This window comes from Hymenobacter convexus (assembly GCF_030580955.1).
Classification (GTDB): domain Bacteria; phylum Bacteroidota; class Bacteroidia; order Cytophagales; family Hymenobacteraceae; genus Hymenobacter.
Genome location: NZ_JAUQON010000014.1, coordinates 45,801 through 65,583, shown reverse-complemented (window position 1 = coordinate 65,583; position 19,783 = coordinate 45,801). Strand labels below are relative to the sequence as shown.

Sequence of the window (19,783 nt, the reverse complement as noted above, 5' to 3'; positions counted from 1 at the left end):
AACGGTTGCACCGCTGGCGACGGGGCAAAAAGAAAGCCCCGCGAACGGAGCTTTTCTAAATTCCATGCGCATGGGCAAGTGAGGCTACTGAGCTTTAGTAGCCATCGGCTCGGCCACCCGCTGCAAATCCAAATCCTGAAAGTCGTAGCTGAAATCGGTGGCCGGCGATATCGGCTTCATTTTCAGCCCCGAGGCCCGGCCCTGGTCGTCGAGGGCGAAGGTGACGAAGGCATCGGCGTTGAAGCTGCGGGCCTTCCAGCGCACCACGCAGGTGCTGCCGCGGTAGGGCAGCACCTGGCCCACCAGGCGCGGCGCCCGCACGGCGCGCAGCCAGAGCTGCGGGCCCTGCTGGTACACGTTCACATCGCCTAGCCAGACGTCGTGGTAATGGCCCACATAAGCGCTGTAGTCCGGCTTTTTGGGTGCGGCTTTCTGGGCCAGGGCCACCTGCTTCCAGGCGGCGGCCACCGCCTGGTCCGACTCGGTAGCCCCTTGCTGCTTGTAGCCCAGCATTTCCTGCACCCGGTCCTGGCCCGTCACGCCCAGGTAGTGGTCTAAAATGTGGCTCGTAATGGCATTGAAAGCCAGTCCTTCCTCCTGGTTGGTAAGCACGATGATGCCCAGGTGCAGCTCGGGCACCAGCTGCACCTTGGTGACCATGCCCACCTCGCCGCCGGTGTGCGACACCACTTTATAGCCCCGCGCATCGTTGAGGAACCAGCCTAAGCCGTAGGCGTAAAAGTGCGTGTTGTAGGGCGACGGGCCGGGGCCCACCGGCAGAATGGTTTGCGGCGACCACAGCTCCCACTGCGTCCGCGGTTTCAGGAGCGGCGCGGGGGCGCCGGGGCCGCCCAGCAGCATCAGGGCCCACTTGCTCAGGTCGTTCACGCTGCTGTACATGCCGCCGCACGGCGCGGCAAACGCACCCCGGTCGCGCTGAATCACCTGCACCTTGCCGTCTATCTGGCCGTGGGCGTCAATCACGTTGGTCGGGTCGGGCAGGCGCGAATAATCGGTGGCGGTGCGGGTCATGCCCAGTGGCTTCAGCAGGCGGGTTTCCACAAACTCGGCCCAGGGCTGCTTGGCCACGCGCGTCACCACTTCGCCCGCCACAATGTAGAGGTTGTTGTCGTAGTCAAATTTGCTGCGAAACGACGACACCGGCTTGAAATAGCGCAGGTTGTGAATCACGTCCTTCACCGTGAAGTCGCTGGAATCGGGGAAAAACATCAAGTCGCCGGCGCCCAGCCCCATTCCGCTGCGGTGGCACAGCAGGTCGCGCACCGTGAACTCGGCCGTCACATACGGGTCGTACATCCGGAATTCGGGGATGTAGTCCGTCACCTTGTCGTCCCAGCGCAGCTTACCCTCGTCCACCAGCAGCCCCAGCGCTGCCGCGGTGAAGGCTTTCGTGTTGGAGGCAATGCCAAACAGGGTGTTGGCGTCCAGTGGCGCCTTGGTTTTCAGTGAACTCACGCCGTAGCCCCTGGCCATCACCACCTGCCCGTCCTTCACCACCGCCACCGCTATGCCGGGCACATCGAAGCCCTTCAGGGTGCGGGCCACCACGGCGTCCACGGCCGCCACATCGAGCGGAGCCGTAACGGGCGGGGCCATTTGCGCACGGCCGGCAGCAGGGACAAAGGCCACCGCTGCGCTCAGGCCCAGCACCATGGCCAAGCGCCCGATAGGAGTAAAGAGTTGAATCATTCTTCAGAAAGTTTGGCTAAAAAGCAGAATTGCCCGGCAATGTAAGCCGGGCGCTACAATTCAGACTATTCCTTCTCTGGCGCAGCTACGCAGGCCGACCCTACCGCTGGCGCACCGCCCAGGCATCCATGTGGCGCTCCAGAATGGCCAGCGGCATGCTGCCGCCCGCCAGAATCTCGTCGTGGAACGCCCGCAGGTTGAATTTGGGGCCAAGCTGCCTTTCGTAGCGGGTGCGCAACTCGCTCAGCTTCAAGGCGCCTACTTTGTAGGCCAGGGCCTGGCCGGGCATGGCCAGGTAGCGCTCCACTTCGGCCGTAGCGGCCGATTCGCCGATGGGCTCGTTGGCCATGAGGTAGGCAATGGCCTGGTCGGGCGTCAGGCCTTTGGTGTGCAGGCCCACGTCCACCACCAGGCGCAGGGCGCGGTGCATTTCGTCGCCCAGCGCGCCCATGCGCTGGTAGGGGTCGGCGTAGAGGCCCAGCTCCCGGCCCAACGACTCGCAGTACAACCCCCAGCCTTCGCTGAAAGCCGGGTACATGGCAAAGCGCCGGAACTTGGGCAGGCCGGTGTTTTCCTGCTGCAGCGAGAGCTGGTAGTGGTGCCCGGGAATGGCTTCGTGCAGAAACAGCGACTCCATGCCCGAGGTCACGTTGAACTGAGTGGCATCGAGGATGGGCACGTAGAAAATGCCCGGCCGGGAGCCATCCGGCGCCCCGCGGTTGTATTCGGCCGTGGCCGTTGGTTCGCGAAATTTCTCGGTTTCGCGAATTTCGAACGGCGACCGGGGCACCCGGCCAAACAGCTTGGCCAGGTTGGGCGCCACGCGCGCCTGAATGCCGCGAAAGGCATTGAGCACCTGGTCGGGGGTTTGGTAGGGGCTGAACCGGGGGTTGCTGCTCAGGTAGGTAAAAAAGCCCGCCAGGGAGCCCCGGTAGCCCACGCGCCGCTTAATGGCCTCCATCTCGGTCCGGATGCGCTTCACCTCGGCCAGGCCGGTTTGGTAAATGGCGTCGGGCGTGCGGTCGGTGGTCGTCATCAGGCGCACGTCGTAGCGGTACATTTCGGCGCCGCCGGGCACGTCACTCAGGCCGGTGCTGGTGCGGGCCTGGGGCAGGTATTCGTTCTGCAGGAAATCGGCCAGCCGGCGGTAGGTCGGCACCAAATCGGTGGCAATGGCCTGCTGGTAGGCCGCCGCCAGCCGCACCTTGTCGGCATCGGAAAAGCCGGCCGGAAAGTGCAGGGCCGGGCCGTAGAACGGGCTGCGAAGCACGTCAGAAGTTACCTGGGCCTGCAGTTGGGGCACAATGCGTTGCACCACCACGCGCGGCAATACCACGGCCGCCTTCATGCCCAGCCGGAAGTTGGCCACGGCCGAGTCGGCCCACACCGGGAACCGGTCGACGCGCGCCAGCCAGTTGTCGTAGTCGCGCACCGTGCGGAAAGGCTGCGCCCCGGTGCCCGTGCCCAGTTGCGCCAGGGTGTTGGGCACGCTGAAAAACGGGTCCAGCGGCATCATCCAGGTATTCAGGCGCAGGCCGTCGAGCCGGGTGCGCATTTCGTACTGAAAAATGTCGTAGCTGAGCTTGTCTTCGGCCGAAAGACGGGCGCGGTCGATGTTCAACAGGTCGTTGAGGTAGCGGCGGTAGAGGCGCTGCTGCTGCTGGCGGAAGGCCTGCGTCTGGTCGTTGGGCAGGCGGTCGTTGTAGCGGTTATCGCCCTGGGCCATAGCCGCCAGCGGAAACAGCCGGGCGCGGTCTTCCCAGTAGGTATTGAACAAGTTGGCGAGGAGCACCGCCGCCGCGCCGGACCGGCTGGCGGGCGGCGCCTGGGCCCCGGCTGGCCGCGCCAGCAACCCCAGCGCCGCCAGCAAAACGAAAACCAACTTCCGCATCAAGAATTGAATAAGCTGGCAATCTACGTCTTTTTGACGCATGGAGCCACCTTTATTCCAATTATGTGCAGCAAAAACCCCGCACCGGGACGAGCCGATGCGGGGTTTTGCTGGGTTGGTATAGAAAGCGTTCTGAATCCGGAACGTCATGCTGAGCATTCTGCGCATCAAGCAGAGGACCGAAGCATCTCTAATGCAACAGTAAATCAATTCAACGAAGCGGTAGAGATGCTTCGGTCCTCTGCTTAATGCGCAGAATGCTCAGCATGACGTTCCTTTGCTCACTGCTCACTGCTCACTGCTCACTGCTCACTGCTCACTGCTCACTGCTGCGTCTTCGCCCAGGCGTCCATCTTGGTTTCGAGCACGGCCAGCGGCATCACGCCGTCTTTCAGCAGCTCATCGTGGAAGTTGCTGAGGGAGAACTTGCTGCCCAGCTGCTTCTCGTAGCGGGCGCGCAGCTCCTGAATCTTCAGCTGGCCGATTTTGTAGGCCAGCGCCTGGCCCGGGATGGCCATGTAGCGCTCGATGGCCGAGGTGTCGTCTTCCTCGCTGGCGGGCATGTTGTCGAGCATGTAGGCGATGGCCTGCTCGCGGGTGAGCTGGCCGGTGTGCAGGCCCGTGTCCACCACCAGGCGCACGGCGCGCAGCATCTCGTCGTTCAGCGCGCCCACGTATTGGTAGGGGTCTTTGTAGAGGCCCAGCTCCTTGCCTAGGCTCTCGCAGTAGAGGGCCCAGCCCTCCGTCATGGCGCCGTAGCCGGCAAACTGGCGGAACTTGGGCAGGCTGGTGTTTTCCTGCTGCAGCGAAATCTGGTAGTGGTGGCCCGGAATGGCCTCGTGCAAAAACAGCGACTCCATGCCTTGGGTCACGTTGTACTCGGCGGGCTTGGGCAGGGGCACGTAGAAAATGCCCGGCCGCGTGCCGTCCGGCGAGCCCTGGTTGTACTCAGCCGACGCGGAGGCTTCGCGGAAAGCCTCGGTACGGCGGATTTCAAACGGCGACTTGGGCACCCGCCCGAACATCTTTTTCAGGTTCGGGTCGATGGTTTCCTGAATCTTGCGAAAGCCGGCCAGCACTTCCTCGGCCGTTTTGAAGGGCATGGCCTTGGGGTCGTGCTTCAGGCTCTCGAAGAACTGCCGCAGCGTGCCCTTGAAGCCCAATTGGGTTTTCATGCGCTCCATCTCGGCGCGCAAGCGGGCCACCTCGCGCAGGCCCAGGGCGTGGATTTCGGCCGGGGTTTTGTCGGTCGTAGTCCAGTAGCTGGCGTAGTAGCGGTAGATTTCTGGCCCGCCCGGCACGGCGTTGATGCCGCTGGTGGCGCGGGATTTTGGCAGGTATTCGTTGGCCAGAAAGTCGCCCAGCTTCTTGTAAGTCGGCACAATCTCCGTCAGAATAGCCTTCTGGTATTCGGCGGTAATCCGCTTTTTGTCCGCGTCCGAAAACTCCTTCGGGAAGCGCGTGATGGGGCCGTAGAACAGCGACTTGGTCGCGTCCGTCACCTGCATGTCCTTGGCGCGCATCTGCGGAATCATCTTCTCCACCAAGGCCTTGGGTAGCACCACGCCGGCCTTCATGCCGCGCCGGAAGTTGCCAATGGCCGAGTCGGCCCACACCGTGAAGCCGCGCACCCGGCCCAGCCAGTTGTCGTAGTCCTGCACGGTTTTGAAGGGCTGGTTGCCCTGCCCCGAGCCAAACTGCCCCATGCTGATGGGCAAGCCCCAAAACTGCTGAAACGGCAGCATCCAGGTGTTCAGCTTCAGCCCGTCCACGCGCTGCTTGAGGTCGTACTGAAAGATGTCGTAGCTGATTTTATCGTTCTCGTCCAGCCCTGCCCGGTCGAACTTGCCCAGCCGCGTCAGGTAGTCCTGGTAAAAGGTGCGCAGCGTGTCCCGAAACGCCTGGGTCTGGTCGTTGGGCAGCAGGTTGTTGAAGCGGTTGTCGCCCTGGGCCGTGGCCGAAAGCGGGTCGAGCCGCGACTGCTGTTCCCAAAAGCTGGCAAACAAGCCATTGAGGCCCTTCGTGGAATCGGCCGTAGCGGTTGTGCCGTTGACGGCCGTGGCCGTTTCTGAGGTTTTAGTTTGGTTGCAGGCCGTGGTGAGCGCCGCAGCGATGAGGCCAGCGAGGGCGATTTTTTTCATGAGCAATAGGAATGTGCCGCAAGCTACGAAGCCGCCTGACACCCGCCCAATTTCCTCCGGCTACTGCGCCGGTGCCGGTTCGGCGGCCAGGCGCGCCACCGCCCGCTGCCCCAGCGCCTTGGCCACCTGCCAGCGCGAGTAGCTCCGGTCGGGCCGTGGCAGGCCGATGACGAGCGTGCGCCCGGGCAGCCCCACGTACAAGTCTCCATGCATGTCATCGTAATACGCCTCGTGGCCCAGTCCGCTCACGGACAAAATATTGCGCCGCTTCAGGCGGTTGCCGGTTTGTACGATGGCAAAGGCCGAGGCCGGCCGGTACGACACCACCACCACCGCGTCGGGGCTGTTGGCCTGGCCTTCCGGCACGAAGCGGCAGGCGTCGCCCCCGGCTTGTTGCTGCACGGCTTGCCCGGTCAGGTCGCCCACCTCGCGGGGTGTGAGCAGGCGGCAGGTTTCGGTGGGCAGTGTGGCCGTGGTATCGAGTTGTACCGCCGTGGAGCGGCCCGAGCCGCCGCTCGACTGCTCCAGGGGCGCGTTGCCGCTGCAGGCGCCCAACCACGCGCCCACCATTGCCAGGGCCAGCACCCGGCAGCCGCGCCATCCATCGAGAATAAAAGCCATTGATAACGGGCAGAAGCAGGAAAAACAGCTGCTCCTCGCTGCCTTACTACGGCTGCTGGCCGGAAAGGGCAAAAGCACGGCCCTAAAAAGGCCATTGGTTTAAACGCAAAAAGGCCCTGCTTCCTACGAAACAGGGCCTTTTTTAGGGTGCTAAGCCGATAACTATTCGCGCACGAAGCGCTGAACGCTCCGGCCGCTTTCCGTCACGATTTCGAGCAGGTAGATGCCGGCGGGCAGGGGCTGCACATCCAGGCCGGCGGCCGACGTGGTGCCGATGAGCAGGGCCTGGCCCTGGCCGTTCAGCACCCGGAACTTGGCCGGTGCGGCCAGGCTGCCGAAAAACAGGGTGCTTTTGGTCGGGTTGGGGTACACGCTGGCTTCGCCGCCCACGGCCCAGCGGGCCGTTACCACCGGCGAGTAGGCCACCGTGCCGTCGGCATCGAGCTGACGCAGGCGGTATTGCGAGACGCCTGCCAGGGGCGTGCGGTCGAGCGCGGTGTAGCTGTGAGCTACTACGCTATTGCCCTGCGCGGCCACTTTGGCAATCGTCTGGAACGACTCGCCGTCGGCGCTGCGCTGCACTTCAAAGACGGCGCTGTTTTTTTCCGAAGCCGTGGCCCAGTCCAGCACAATGCCGCTGGCTTTGGTGGTGGCCGTGAATTTGGTCAGTTCCACCGGCAGGGGGTTCACGCCGGGGTAGCCGGTGGCCGTGCTGGTGCTGGCCAGCGAGAAGCCCGAAGTGGTAGTGGGGAAGGAGGTAAAAGGTGCGGAGGTCAATGAACCAGCAACGGGCGCCCCGTTGGTGGCAGTGCCCGTGCTGGCCGAGTTGCCAATGCTGGACCACGTGTTGGCCGCGTTGCGGATGGCCATTACAAAGGTGGGGTCAGCCGGGTAGTTAACAAAGTCATCGACGCCGAAGGTGATGGTAACCGTAGCGTTGGTGAGCGTAACGGCCGCAGTGGGCGCTAACTGAAAATACCGGCGGAACGAAACGCGGGTGAGCGGAGCCGTCAGGGTCTGGTTAGGAGCGGTTTCAATCTGCTCGCCCACATACGTAGCCGCGGCCGACTGCCCGGTGGTGTTCAGAAAGAGGGGACGGTAGTTGCCACTTTTCCCGACCGGGAAAATAATGTTCGAATTGGTGCCGGCACTGGTAATGTGGGCCACCGGGCCGTTAACGTAGCTAGCAGAGCTGCCGCCTTGAGCGTCCACACCGGCACCCAGCGTCAGCAGGGCCGTGCTCGTGGTGTTGATGATGCCCGTGGTCAGGATGAGCAAGCCGTTTACCTGCGCGCTCCGCTGGAGCGTAAGGCCCGCGCTGTTGTTCATTTGTACGTGCGCGTTGACGCCAAAATTCAGGGTGCCCGCGCCGCTGATGGTTTGAAGCGAGGAGCCGTTAAAGCCTACCCGGCCGGCCCCGCCGCTGGGGGTAAAGTTCAGTGTGCCGCCATTGGCCAGCAGATTGCCCTGCAACACGGTGCCGGTGCCCGTAGAGCCGCCCGTGAGGTTGTCGTTGAACACGCCGGCCGTCATCGTCAGGTCGTTGAGCACCGTCAGCGTCTGAGCGCCGCTGGCAGTGGCCGTGCCGCCCGCGAATTCCAGGTTGCCATAGGTCCGGTCGGTGGTGAGCGGGCCAAAGCTGCCGCCCCGGTACTGGAACGTGCTCCCCGCCAAAAACGAAACCGGGCCGTAATTGTCGGAAGCGACTTCCTGGTTTAGCGTGGCGCCGCTTTCAAAGACCGCCAAGCCGGTGGCGCCGCTGAAGGAAGCGCCGGTGTACGCGTCGCCGCTGCCGGCGTAGACGATGGAGAGCGAACCCCCGCTCACAAAACGTACCGTGCCGGCCGTGGCCCCCTGGAAGGTGTGCGTCACCAGACCGTTGCCGTTGCTACTGGACGCATTCGTAAACGTCAGGGCGCCGGCTATGTTGGCCGTGGCGTTGGGAAAAGGCCCCGTGTTGGTGCCCATTAAAAAATTGAGGTTTGAACGCGTGTTGTTGTTGCCGTTCGCGCCGTCGCCAATAACCTTGACCGTGGACCCGCTTTCGGCCACCAAATCGTCAATCGCTGTGGTGGTTTCGTCGAAGGATGTACCGGTGAGCAGGGCCCGGCCCGTAATGGTGATGTTTTTGAAGGTGGCCGCGTTGTTAGCGGTCGGGACGTGCAGTTCCACGTTGCCCCGAAGGATGAGCCGGCCAATCGACTGCGAGGAGGTAGTCCCCGAACTGCCAAAGTTTACGCTCACAATCTTGGGCGAAGCCGTGGTGCCGCCCTGAATGATGAGGATGTCGCTGTCCAGTTGAGTGAGGCGAGTCAGGCCGCCGCCCGTCGGGACGGTGTTCCAACTGGCGGCAGTGGCCCAGTTGGCACTGGTTCCGTTAGCGCCCTGCCAGTAGTACGTCGCTGACTGGGCCTGGGCGGCAGCCGAAAAGAATAGCAGCCCGCACAGGAAGAGTATTGCAGTTTTCACTACGGACAAGCCGGAGCCAGTGAGCGAGGAAGACCGCAATGAATCTGTAGATTTAGTCATAGCTTATGTTGTTTTTTTGCAAGTTTGGCCGCAAGTTACAAGAGAAGTGTCTTGAAATGAAACTAAATAAAGAATAATAACGTAGGGGTAATTCCATTAAGCACGACATTAATAGTATAAAATAATTGATAATCAATGAGTTTTTGATTAAAAAAAAGCCGATAATTAGAATATAAATAGTTAATTTGTTTTATATAAATAGGATTCCCCAATTGGGACCGGGGTGTTAGCAGTAGCAGAGTCGCCTTTATTGGCAAGTAAAAGGTAGTTTGGGAAGGATTATGGTGAGCCGGCAATAAATTGCGCTTGAGCCTTGCTTTTTGCCAAGTCATCAATTCCAAATCCACTTCACGCTACTGCCTTGTCATTTCCCACCTTCCTTGTTTCACTATTCTTAATCAGCTGCTCCTTTGTAGCTCAAGCGCAACACCCAAGAAGTGCCAAGCCTTCGGCTCCGGCCAGGGTGCTGATAAAAAAGTCAATAGCCAAAAAAAACAATATCAAGAAGGCTGTTTCTAAGCCTGCTGCCGCCAAAGCGCCGGCCTTCACCCGCTACCTGCACTCGCCCTGGGTCGATAGCGTGATGCGCACGCTCACGCCCGACCAGCGCGCCGCGCAGCTGTTCATGGTGGCCGCGTATTCCAACCGCAAGCGCATCGACGAGGACTCGATTTCGGCGCTCGTCCAGCATTATGGCATCGGCGGGCTCATTTTCTTTCAGGGCGGGCCGGTGCGGCAGGCCAAGCTGCTGAACCGCTACCAAAGCCAATCGAAAGTGCCCCTGCTGGTGGCGCTGGATGGCGAATGGGGCGTGGGCATGCGCTTGGACAGCATCGTGAAATTCCCGTACCAGATGAGCCTGGGCGGCGAAACCGATACCACGCTGCTCTACGACATGGGCCGCGAAATTGCCCACCAGTTCAAGCGCCTGGGCATGCACGTCAATTTCGCGCCGGTGGTGGACGTGAATAACAACCCCGCCAACCCGGTTATCGGCTTCCGGAGCTGGGGCGAAAACCCGGCCGCCGTGGCCCGCGACGGCCGCCAATACATGCGCGGCATGCAGGACGCCGGCATCCTGGCCGTGGCCAAGCACTTCCCCGGCCACGGCGACGTGGACGCCGACTCCCACCTGGCCCTGCCCACGGTGCGCGTCGACCGCCGCCGCCTCGATTCGCTGGAGCTGCCGCCCTTCCGCAGCCTGATGGCGGGCGGGCTGGGCGGCATGATGGTGGCCCACCTCAACGTGCCCGCCCTGGACACAGTGAGCGGGCCCAGCACGTTGTCGAAACCCATTATTACGGGTTTGCTGCGCGATGAAATGGGCTTTAAAGGCTTGATTTTCACGGATGCCATGAACATGCGCGGCGTTATCAGCATGTTTCCGGCGGGCGAAGCCGATGTGCGCGCCATCATGGCCGGCAACGACATTCTGGAGTTCAGCAAGAACATTCCGCTGGCCTTGCGCATGGTGCGCGCCGCCGTGGACAGCGGCCGCCTCACCCAGCAGGAAATCGACGTGCACTGCCGCCGCGTGCTGGCCCTCAAGCAATGGTCGGGCCTGAACCACTACCGGCCCGTCAAGCTCCAGAACCTCTACGAAGACCTCAACCCGCCGCACGCCCAGTACCTCAGCCACCGCTTAACCGAGCTGAGTATCACGCTGCTGCGCAACCAGAACAACCTGCTGCCCCTGCAGCGCCTCGACACGCTGCGCATTGCCACGCTGGTGCTCGGCGGCTCGCCGCGCGATACCACCGATTTCCAGAAAGCCGTGGCCGACTACGCGCCAGCCGCGCATTTCCACGTTTCGGCCACGCCTTCGCTCGATGAATTGACGAAGCTGCGCGCCGCCCTCAAGCCGTACAACCTGATTTTGGTGGGGCTGCAAAACCTGGGCCGCCTGCCCGCCACCAGCTTCGGCATCACGCCCGAAGACAACCTGCTGCTGCGCGAGCTGGCCGACCAGAAGCAAACCCTGGTGCTCAGCGTGTTCGGCTCGGCCTACGCCGTGGCCAAGGTGCGCGACCTCGACCGCGCCGCCGCCGTGGTGCTGGCCTATCAGGAAAGCGAAAACGCCCAAAGCCTAGCCGCCCAGGCCATTTTTGGCGGCATCGCGGCCACCGGCCGGCTGCCCGTGACGGTGAGCGACCGGTACCCGCGCGGCTTCGGGCTGCGCACCGTGCCGGGCTTCCGCCTGCGCTACGCCAACCCCGAGGACGAAGCCATGGACCCGCGCCTCGAAGCCCGCGTGGACAGCCTGGTGGGCCGGGCGCTGGCGGCGCAAGCCTTTCCGGGCGGGCAGGTGCTCATTGCCCGGCGCGGCACGGTGGTGCTCCGCAAAAGCTATGGCAACCAGACGTACGCGGGCTTCGGCGACGTGGCGACTATTGATAACAAGAAAAAAACCAGAGTCGCAGATGCCGATAAATCAGTGACCGTGCCCCGCCCGGTGCGCAACGACGACCTCTATGACCTGGCTTCCATGACCAAGCTCATGGCCGCCACGCCGGCGCTGCTCCGGCTGCAGGGCCAGGGTAAATTCAGCCCCGACAGCGCGATGGGCAACTATTTCAGTTTCCTGCGCGGCACCAACAAGGCCGATTTGAAGATGCGCGACGTGCTGACCCACCAGGCCCGGCTCAAGGCCTGGATTCCGTTTTGGCAGGAGTTGCGGAAGAAGAACGGCGAAATGCGCCGCCGCTATTTCCGAGCCGATTCGTCGGCGCGGTTTCCGCTGCCGGTGGCGCAGGGTCTGTGGGCGCGCAAGAAGCTGCCGGCCCGCATATATAAGGAGATAGGGGAGTCGCCGCTGAATGAGAAGCCGGGCTACGTGTACTCCGACCTGTCGTTTATTCTTTATCCTGAACTGGTTAAGGCTCGCACGGGGCAGACGTTCGACGCATTTTTGCAGCAGCAGGTGTACCGGCCGCTGGGCGCCACCACGCTGGGCTTCCGGCCCACCAACCGCTTTCCGCTCAGCCGCATCGTGCCTACGGAAGTGGATTCGGCCTTCCGGCGGCAGCTGCTGCACGGCACCGTGCACGACGAAGGCGCGGCCCTGCTCGGCGGCCTCTCGGGCCACGCCGGCCTATTTGGCGATGCCAACGACGTGGCCAAGTTGGCCCAGACCTACGCCTGGGGCGGGCGCTACGGCGGCCAGCAGCTGTTCGACAAAACCATCATGGACGAGTGGACCCGCTGCCAGTTCTGCCCCGACAACCGGCGCGCCTTGGCCTTCGACCGCCCCGCCGCCAACCCGACGGTGAATTCGGCTAAATCGGCCTCGCAGCGCAGCTACGGCCACACGGGCTTCACCGGAACCTACTTCTGGGTCGAGCCGGAAAAGGATTTGGTGGTGATTCTGCTCACCAACCGGGTGCACCCCACGCGTCGGAATAATAAGTTGACCGAGTTGAGCGTGCGCTCGTCGCTGCTGCAGCTGGCCATTGAGGCGGCGCGGTAGGCAGTTATTATTAAAGATTATTGAAGCGTGTAGAAAGCAGAAAGCTCGTCTGGACTATCAGATGAGCTTTCTGCTTTCTACACGCTGGCGTTACTACCTGAACTGGCTCACTTTTACGGAGGTGGCACGAGAAACCTCGCTCTGAAGGCTTAGCGGAAGATAACGCTCAAATCTGCTACCTTACGGGCCTACTCCCATTCCCACCGCCCTGCTATGTTAGGACTAATGATGGCCGAGCCGCTGCGTGTGGCCACAATCATCGAGCACGCCGCCAAGTGGCATTCCGATACCGAAGTTGTATCGCGCCTGCCCGAGGGCGGTATCCACCGCTACACCTACGCTGCCGCCAACCGCCGCACCAAGCAGCTGGCCCAGGCCCTGCACCAGCTCGGCATCGAGAATGGCGACCGGGTGGGTACCCTGGCCTGGAACACGCACCGCCACTTCGAGCTTTACTATGGCGTGGCGGGCATCGGCGCGGTGTGCCACACCATCAACCCGCGTCTGTTTCCGGAACAGCTCGTTTACATCATCAACCACGCCGAGGACCGGCTACTGTTCTTCGACCTCACGTTTCTGCCCCTGGTGGAGCGGCTGGCGCCGGTGTGCCCCACCGTGGAGAAATGGGTGCTGTTGGCCGGACTGGAACACCTGCCCAAGCAGTCGGCCCTGCCCGGGCTGTGTAGCTACGAAGACCTGCTGGCGGCCGAAGATGGCCACTACGAGTGGCCCAGCTTCGACGAAAACACGGCCTGTTCGCTCTGCTACACCTCCGGCACCACCGACCAGCCTAAGGGCGTGCTCTATTCGCACCGCTCCACGGTGCTGCACGCGCTGGGCATCTCGCTGCCCGATTCGCTGGGCTGCTCGGCCCTGGATGTGATAATGCCCGTGGTGCCCATGTTCCACGTCAACGCCTGGGGCCTGCCCTACGCGGCCCCGCTCAACGGCGCTAAGCTGGTGCTGCCCGGCGCCGGCATGGACAGCGCCAGCTTGTATGAGCTGATGGAAGCCGAGGGCGTCACGTTCTCGGCCGGGGTGCCCACCATCTGGCTGGCGCTGCTGCAGTTTATGCGCGAAGGGCACCGGAAATTCAGCACGCTGCGGCGCACGGTGGTAGGTGGCTCCAGCTGCCCGCCGGCCCTGATGAAAGCTTTTGTGGACGAGCTGAACGTGACCATCACCCACGCCTGGGGCATGACGGAAACCAGCCCGCTGGGCACCGCCAGCCGCCTCAAAGCCAACCAGCTGGACCTGCCGGCCGACGAACAAGCGGCCATCCTGACCAAGCAGGGCCGGGTGGTGTTTGGTGTTGATATGAAGATTGTGGGCGACGACGGCCACGAGTTGCCGCACGACGGCGTGGCCTTCGGCGACTTGCTGGTGCGCGGGCCCTGGGTGGTGCGCGACTACTACCGCGCGCCCACGCCCGGCGAAATGACGGCCGACGGCTGGTTTCGCACCGGCGACGTGGCCACCATCGCCCCCGACGGCTTCATGCAAATCACCGACCGCTCGAAGGACGTCATCAAGTCGGGCGGGGAGTGGATTTCCAGCATCGACCTCGAAAACCTGGCCGTGGCCCACCCCGCCGTGGCCGAAGCCGCCGTCATCGGCGTGCCCAGCGCCAAGTGGAGCGAGCGGCCCTTGCTGGTGGTGGTGCGCCGGCCGGGGCTGGATGTGTCGAAGGAAGAGATGCTGGCCTTTTTCCGGGGCAAAGTGGCCCGGTTCAGCGAGCCCGACGCAGTAGAATTCGTGGATGCGTTGCCGCACACGGCCACCGGGAAGATTCTGAAAACGCAGCTGCGGAAGGATTTCGCGGGGTATTCGGTGGCGTGATTCTGAAAGTAAATCGCAGAGCGCCTGACTGCTATTTGGCTTCCATCTTTTTTTGGATGGCTTCCTGTAGTTCCGGGATGTGTTCCGTGACGCGGCGCTGGCCTATTTCCATCCCCGCCTGCATCATTTGCGGCATCATCGAAGCAAACTTTCGGCCCGTCGCAGATTGGTAGAATTTCGTAACCTCACGCAATTCTGATTCTGAGAACTTCTGCGCATAAGCTTCGGCCAAGTCGGGGCGAATCGTTTCGAAGCTCATGTACTTTGAGAAAAAAGCTCGCATCTCGGGCTCATAGGCTTTCAGCTCCGGCCGTTGCTGGAGTTGAGCGGCCAGCATTTGGTCGATGATTTTCATGAAAGACTCAGCAGTATAGATTGAGCCCAGTAATTCGGAAGCAGCTTGGCGCTGGCCGGGAGTGAGAGCATTGAGGCGTGCTTTGTCGGCAGTAGCCGTAGCAGGGGCATTGGATTGGGCTTTGGCAGGTGCGCCCACAGCAAGTAAGGCGGCGGCGAGGGGAAGAAAACGAAGTGTCATGCCCAAATAACGGGAGCAATAATAGAGTACAAACTATTTTCCCAGTTCCTCGGCCCGGTCGCGCGCGGCGCCGGCCCCGGCCATGAGGCCCTCGCGCACTGCACCGGCGCCAAAAGCTTTTAGGGCGGCCTCGGTGGTGCCGCCTTTGGAGGCCACTTTGGCAATCCAGTCCTCGCAGCTCAGGCCCGATTGGGAGTAGAGTTCCACAGCGCCGCGGAAGGTCTGGCTCACCAGTAGCTCGGCTTCGGCGGGGGCGAAGCCCATTTGGGTGGCCGCGTCCATGAGGGCGCCCATGCAGTAGTACACGTAGGCCGGGCCGCTGCCCGAGATGGCCGTGCTGGCATCGATGGCACTTTCTTCTTCCACGTACACCGTTTTACCGGTGGTGCTGAGCAGGTTTTGCACCTGCACCAGTTCGGCCCGGGTTACCTCGTCGGTGCTGGTGAAGGCCGTCATGCCCATGCCAATCTGGGCCGGCAAGTTGGGCATAGCCCGGATGACCTTGGGCGTACCCAACTCCTCCCGGATGGTCGAAATGCGCACGCCGGCCATAATGCTGAGGATGACCTGCTGCGGCTGCACGTAGTCGCGCAGCACTTCAAACAATGCTTTGGAGTCCTGGGGCTTCACAGCCAGAATGATGATGCTGGCGCCCGGCACGCACTCGGCCGGCGCGCCCCACACGGTGCCGATTTCGTGCGCGGCCAGCGCCGGCACCCGCTCCGGCGAGCGGGCCAGCAGGCGCAGGTCGAGCCGCGAGGTGATGTGGGCGCGCACGAAACTGCGGGCGTAGGTGAGGCCCATGTTGCCGCCGCCGATTATGAGAATTTTCATAGGTATGGATGGATTTCCAAGCCGTAAAGAACGTCACCACCTGTCATCCTAAGCGCAGCGAAGGACCTTATCACGCCAGAACAATTTGTCTCAACGTGATAAGGTCCTTCGCTGCGCTCAGGATGACAGGACGAAAACGAAATCACACCTTCAGCACCACGCCCTTCTTATACATCCAGTTCAGTATGAAATACCAGATGACGATGAGCGTGACCGCGCCCACCAGCGAGGCATTGCGTGGGTCCTGGAAAAAGGGCGCGATGCTCCACTCGTAGAGCCACTCCTTCAGCCCCCCGGTTTTGCCGCCGGGCAGCGCCAGCTTGAACAGCCCGAACGTGCGCGAAAGCAACGCCGACAGGCAGAACACCAGAATGGCGTTGACGCCGTAGACCAGCGCCGGCCGCGTCCAGGCGCGGTAGCCCTGCACGTCGCACAGCCAGTAGAGCGCGGCCAGGCCAGCCATGGCCAGCCCGCCGCAGTAGAGCACATAGGGACTGCTCCATAGCGCTTTGTTGATGGGAAACCACGGCGCCCAGCATAGCCCGAAGATGATGAGCCCGCCCGCCGCCACAAACAGCCAGGCCACTTTGGCGGCAGGCTCCTGGTCTTTGCGGCGCAGCCACTGGGCCGTGAGGCAGCCCAGCAGGCCGGTGCCGAGGGCCGGCAGGGTACCGAGCAGGCCTTCGGGGTCCCAGGTTTTGCTTTGTTTCCAGAGGTGAGCTTCGGTGAAGACGGTGCGGTCGAGCCAGGCGCCGAGGTTGGTGGCGGGCTCCAGGTTGGCGGGGCCGAAGCCGGGCACCGGTACCAACTGCATCAGCACCGCGTAGCCGATGAGGAAGCCGACAATCAGCCACACCTGGGTGCGCCAGTTGGTTTTCAGAAAGATGAAGCTGCACCCCAGAAACACCAGCGCAATGCGCTGCAACACGCCCATGATGCGGACCACCGAGAAGTCAAACTTCGGATAAAGCGACAGCAGCAGCCCCAGCCCAAACAGCACGCCCGCCCGGCGTAGCACCCGACCCAGCACCGCGCCCTGCGGTCCACCGTGCTGCTTGATGCCATCGAGCGCATACACCAGGCTCACGCCCACGATGAACAGAAAAAACGGAAAAATCAGGTCCGTGGGCGTACAGCCGTTCCATTCGGCGTGCTCCAGCGGCGGGTAGATGTGGCCCCAGTCGCCGGGGTTGTTCACCAGTATCATGGCCATCACGGTGAGGCCCCGAAACACGTCAAGGCTGATGAGGCGGCCGGGTTGCGAGGCCTCCGCCAGCGGCAGCGTACCGGTGGTTTCGACGGCGGCTTGGGTAGTCGTTTGCATGGGTGGGAGAGATATTTGAATAGCAAAAGAACGTCATGCCGAGCGCAGCCGAGGCATCTCGCGTGCGCAATGCAAATCAATCGATTGGATTACTTCGGCACGCAAGATGCTTCAGCTGCGCTCAGCATGACGTTCTTCATTCGTGCGGGCAATTTCAACCCGGAAACGACACCTTGCCCATGCCCACGGCCGGCACCCGCTGCCGCCCTGTGCCAATAGAAACCGGTTGCCCCGCCACCGCCTCATTGGCCAGCACCGCAAACAATATGGCTTCCTTCGCATCGCCCGACACACCCAGCACATCGGTGCTGGCAAAGCGCGCCGCCGGCAAATGCCGTTGCAAAGCGGCCATCAGCGCCGGGTTGTGGGCACCGCCGCCACTGGCGTACACCGCCGTGGGCGCGGGCCGCTGGGCAAAGGCTGCCTGCACGGCCCGCGCCACGCCCAGCGCGCTCAATTCGGCCAAGGTGGCCAGGGCGTCTTGCAGCGTCAGCGTTTCGGTGTTGGTGCGGTGTTGGGCTTCGGCTAAGTAAGCGGCGCTGAATAACTCGGGGCCGGTGGTTTTGGGCAGGGGCGCGGCGAAGAATGGATGGTCGAGCAATGCCGCCACCAAGCCCTCATGCACGCGGCCGGCCAGGGCCAGGCGGCCGTCCTCGTCGTAGGCCAGCTCTGGGTGGTGGGCGCGCACGGTGGCATCGAGCAGGGTGTTGCCGGGGCCAGTGTCGGTGCTGAAGGCGGTGCTGGCGTCGCCGCCGGTGCGGGGCAGGTAGGTGAAATTGGCAATGCCGCCGAGGTTGAGCAGCAGCCGTTCCTCCTCGGGGCTGCTGAGCAGGAGGAAGTCGCCGTAGGCGGCCAGGGGCGCGCCTTCGCCACCGGCCGCAATGTGCTTCTGGCGGAAGTCGCTGAGCGTGATGATGCCCGTGCCCACGGCCACGTGGTCGCCGTCGCCGAGCTGCAGGGTGGCATTCAGGGCAAAATCGGGGCGCTGGTGTTGGTGGCGCGGGGCGTGGTAAATGGTCTGGCCGTGGCTGGCAATGAGGTCCACTTCAGTTGAGTTGATGCTCCACTCGCGCAGGCAATCCAGCACGGCGCGGGCGTGTAGCTGGCCCAGCCACGGATTCAGCAAAGTCAGGTATTCCAAACTCACCTGCTCGCGGGCAAACACCTGGCGGATGCGGGCCTTCGTGTCCTCGTCATATGGCACAGTGCGGAATTGCTCCAGCTCCAGCCGCGTGCCGGGGCCGTGCCCGGTGAGGCGGCACAGCGCCACATCCAGCCCATCGAGCGAGGTGCCCGACATGAGGCCGATGATGCGACGGCTGGGCTGGGCGGCCAGTTGGCAGAGGCGGGCGAGGTAGGAATTCATGGATTTATCAGGAAGTTTTGAGGGCACAAGAACGCCATTTTGGGACTGCCTGACGCGGGCGCCTCACCCCCTGACCCCCTCTCCCAAAGGAGAGGGGGCACCGGTTATGCTACAAGTCATGAATCGTTTGGCTCCCCTCTCCTTTTGGAGAGGGGCCGGGGGTGAGGCGCCCACGTCAGGCGGACTATCAAATCCTACAGCACCGGGTCCGTCGGCGTTTGCGAGTTGTTTTCGCGCTCGGTGCGGGGGTAGGGGAAGAAGTTGCGGTTGCGCTCGGCGCCGGTGGTGCCGGCAGCGGGGCGGCCGAAGCGGCGGCTGTCGGCCAGGCGGAAGCCCTGGAAGGCCAGCTCGATGTCGCGGTTGCGCAGAATGTCGGTGAGAATGTCGGCGGCGGTGAGCGGGCCGGCGTAGGGCCCCAGCCCGGCGCCGGGAGGCGCGGTGGGCAGCGTGCCCGCAAACGTAGCGGTGGCCGTGCTGGTCCGCACCCGGTTCAGTTCGATAACGGCGTTGGGCAGGTCGCCTTTGCGGGCGTAGGCCTCGGCCCGAATCAGGAGCATTTCGCCCGGGAGGTACACCGGAATGGGCGCGCTATTAGCCGTGTAGAAGCCCGTGCCGAGGTTCTGGGTGGCCGTGGGGTTGGTGCGAATGTAGAAGGGCAGCCGCCGGTCGCCGGCCTCGGGCGTGAGCGCGCCGGTCAGGCCCAAGGTAGCGTTGAAGGGCTCGAACACGTTGCGGTTGCCGAAGGCCACCTCGAAAATGGGATTACGGGTGTTGTCGTCGTAGTTGAAGACGGACCGTTTGGTGAGGTCGACGCGGCCGGCGGCGGCAATGGCCTTGTCGTAGTCGCCGGCCTCCAGGCTGTAGCGCGCAATCAGGGCCTGCAGGGTGTTGGGCAGGTCGATGCCGGGCACAATCTTGGCGTTGAAATCGGCCGAAACGGGCGTGGCGGACAGTTGCGTGGCGGCCGTTTCGAGTTGGGCCACGGCGTTTTGCAAGGCCTGCGCGCGGGGCACGAAGGGCGCGTTTTCCTGCACCGCCAGCGGCACTTGCTCGAAGTATTGCGCCAGCGTGCCCAACGACAGCGCCCGGAAAATGCTGGCGTAGGCCACGATGCCGCTGCGGGTGCCCGCCTCGGGGGCGTTGCCCACGTTGGCCAGCACCAGGTCGGCGTTGGCTTTCACCAGGTTGGCCTGCGTCCAGAGGTTGCGCACCACGCCGTTGGCGTTGGTGACGCTGCCGCCGCCCAGGCTCACGTTATATTCTTCGATGTTGCCCACGTTGAGAATGGTCAACTCGCGGGTGCTGAGGCCGCCGGCCGCCACCGAGTTGTAAATAACACTCAGCAGGCCGCCCGCGCTGTAGCGGTACTGCAGGCCGTTGCAGAGCGTAATCAGCCCGTCGGACGAGGTCACGACCTGCGGCTGCAGGGCCGAGCTGGGGTTGAGGTATTCTTTGTTGCAGCTGCCAAGCGACAGGGTTAGCAGGGCTGCGAGGAGAGTATGGTTTTTCATTGGGATGAAGGCTGGG

Annotated in this window: 12 protein-coding genes; 2 read left to right on the top strand and 10 right to left on the bottom strand. The window is 63.0% G+C overall.

Features of this window, described 5'->3' with window-relative positions; genetic code table 11:
- Positions 1 to 84 precede the first annotated feature (84 nt).
- The 5 genes from Q4S41_RS22270 to Q4S41_RS22250 all read right to left on the bottom strand — a co-directional run bounded on the left by Q4S41_RS22270 (position 85) and on the right by Q4S41_RS22250 (position 8,832).
- Complete coding sequence (locus Q4S41_RS22270; RefSeq protein WP_305033347.1) at positions 85 to 1,710, bottom strand: serine hydrolase; 1,626 nt, start codon at positions 1,708 to 1,710, stop codon at positions 85 to 87.
- Between the two features lie 100 nt (positions 1,711 to 1,810).
- A complete protein-coding gene (locus Q4S41_RS22265) occupies positions 1,811 to 3,601 on the bottom strand; it encodes a DUF885 domain-containing protein (protein ID WP_305033346.1) in 1,791 nt (596 codons plus the stop codon).
- Positions 3,602 to 3,924: 323 nt separating this feature from the next.
- A complete protein-coding gene (locus Q4S41_RS22260) occupies positions 3,925 to 5,742 on the bottom strand; it encodes a DUF885 domain-containing protein (RefSeq protein ID WP_305033345.1) in 1,818 nt (605 codons plus the stop codon).
- Positions 5,743 to 5,802: 60 nt separating this feature from the next.
- On the bottom strand, positions 5,803 to 6,363 hold the full coding sequence (locus Q4S41_RS22255) for a hypothetical protein (RefSeq protein ID WP_305033344.1): 561 nt from the start codon (positions 6,361 to 6,363) through the stop codon (positions 5,803 to 5,805).
- A 162-nt stretch (positions 6,364 to 6,525) separates the two neighbouring features.
- On the bottom strand, positions 6,526 to 8,832 hold the full coding sequence (locus tag Q4S41_RS22250) for a T9SS type A sorting domain-containing protein (protein WP_305033343.1): 2,307 nt from the start codon (positions 8,830 to 8,832) through the stop codon (positions 6,526 to 6,528).
- 523 nt (positions 8,833 to 9,355) lie between these two features.
- On the opposite strand from Q4S41_RS22250, the gene Q4S41_RS22245 reads away from it, so the two are divergent.
- Together Q4S41_RS22245 and Q4S41_RS22240 are read left to right on the top strand one after the other, a co-directional pair.
- Entirely contained in the window at positions 9,356 to 12,358 is a 3,003-nt protein-coding gene (locus tag Q4S41_RS22245; RefSeq protein WP_305033342.1) for a glycoside hydrolase family 3 N-terminal domain-containing protein, read from the top strand.
- Positions 12,359 to 12,571: 213 nt separating this feature from the next.
- Positions 12,572 to 14,197 (top strand): 3-(methylthio)propionyl-CoA ligase, encoded by a 1,626-nt coding sequence (locus Q4S41_RS22240; protein WP_305033341.1) that lies wholly within the window; start codon positions 12,572 to 12,574, stop codon positions 14,195 to 14,197.
- Between the two features lie 31 nt (positions 14,198 to 14,228).
- Here Q4S41_RS22240 and Q4S41_RS22235 read toward each other — a convergent pair whose 3' ends face one another.
- From Q4S41_RS22235 to Q4S41_RS22215, 5 genes are all read right to left on the bottom strand, one after another.
- Complete coding sequence (locus tag Q4S41_RS22235) at positions 14,229 to 14,732, bottom strand: DUF2059 domain-containing protein (RefSeq protein ID WP_305033340.1); 504 nt, start codon at positions 14,730 to 14,732, stop codon at positions 14,229 to 14,231.
- Between the two features lie 33 nt (positions 14,733 to 14,765).
- Complete coding sequence (gene proC / locus Q4S41_RS22230) at positions 14,766 to 15,566, bottom strand: pyrroline-5-carboxylate reductase (protein WP_305033339.1); 801 nt, start codon at positions 15,564 to 15,566, stop codon at positions 14,766 to 14,768.
- A 142-nt stretch (positions 15,567 to 15,708) separates the two neighbouring features.
- Entirely contained in the window at positions 15,709 to 16,890 is a 1,182-nt protein-coding gene (locus Q4S41_RS22225; protein WP_305033338.1) for an acyltransferase family protein, read from the bottom strand.
- Positions 16,891 to 17,044: 154 nt separating this feature from the next.
- Positions 17,045 to 18,256 carry an anhydro-N-acetylmuramic acid kinase gene (locus Q4S41_RS22220; protein ID WP_305033337.1) on the bottom strand — a complete coding sequence of 404 codons (1,212 nt, stop codon included), beginning with the start codon at positions 18,254 to 18,256 and terminating at the stop codon, positions 17,045 to 17,047.
- Between the two features lie 194 nt (positions 18,257 to 18,450).
- A complete protein-coding gene (locus tag Q4S41_RS22215; protein WP_305033336.1) occupies positions 18,451 to 19,767 on the bottom strand; it encodes a RagB/SusD family nutrient uptake outer membrane protein in 1,317 nt (438 codons plus the stop codon).
- Positions 19,768 to 19,783 lie beyond the last annotated feature (16 nt).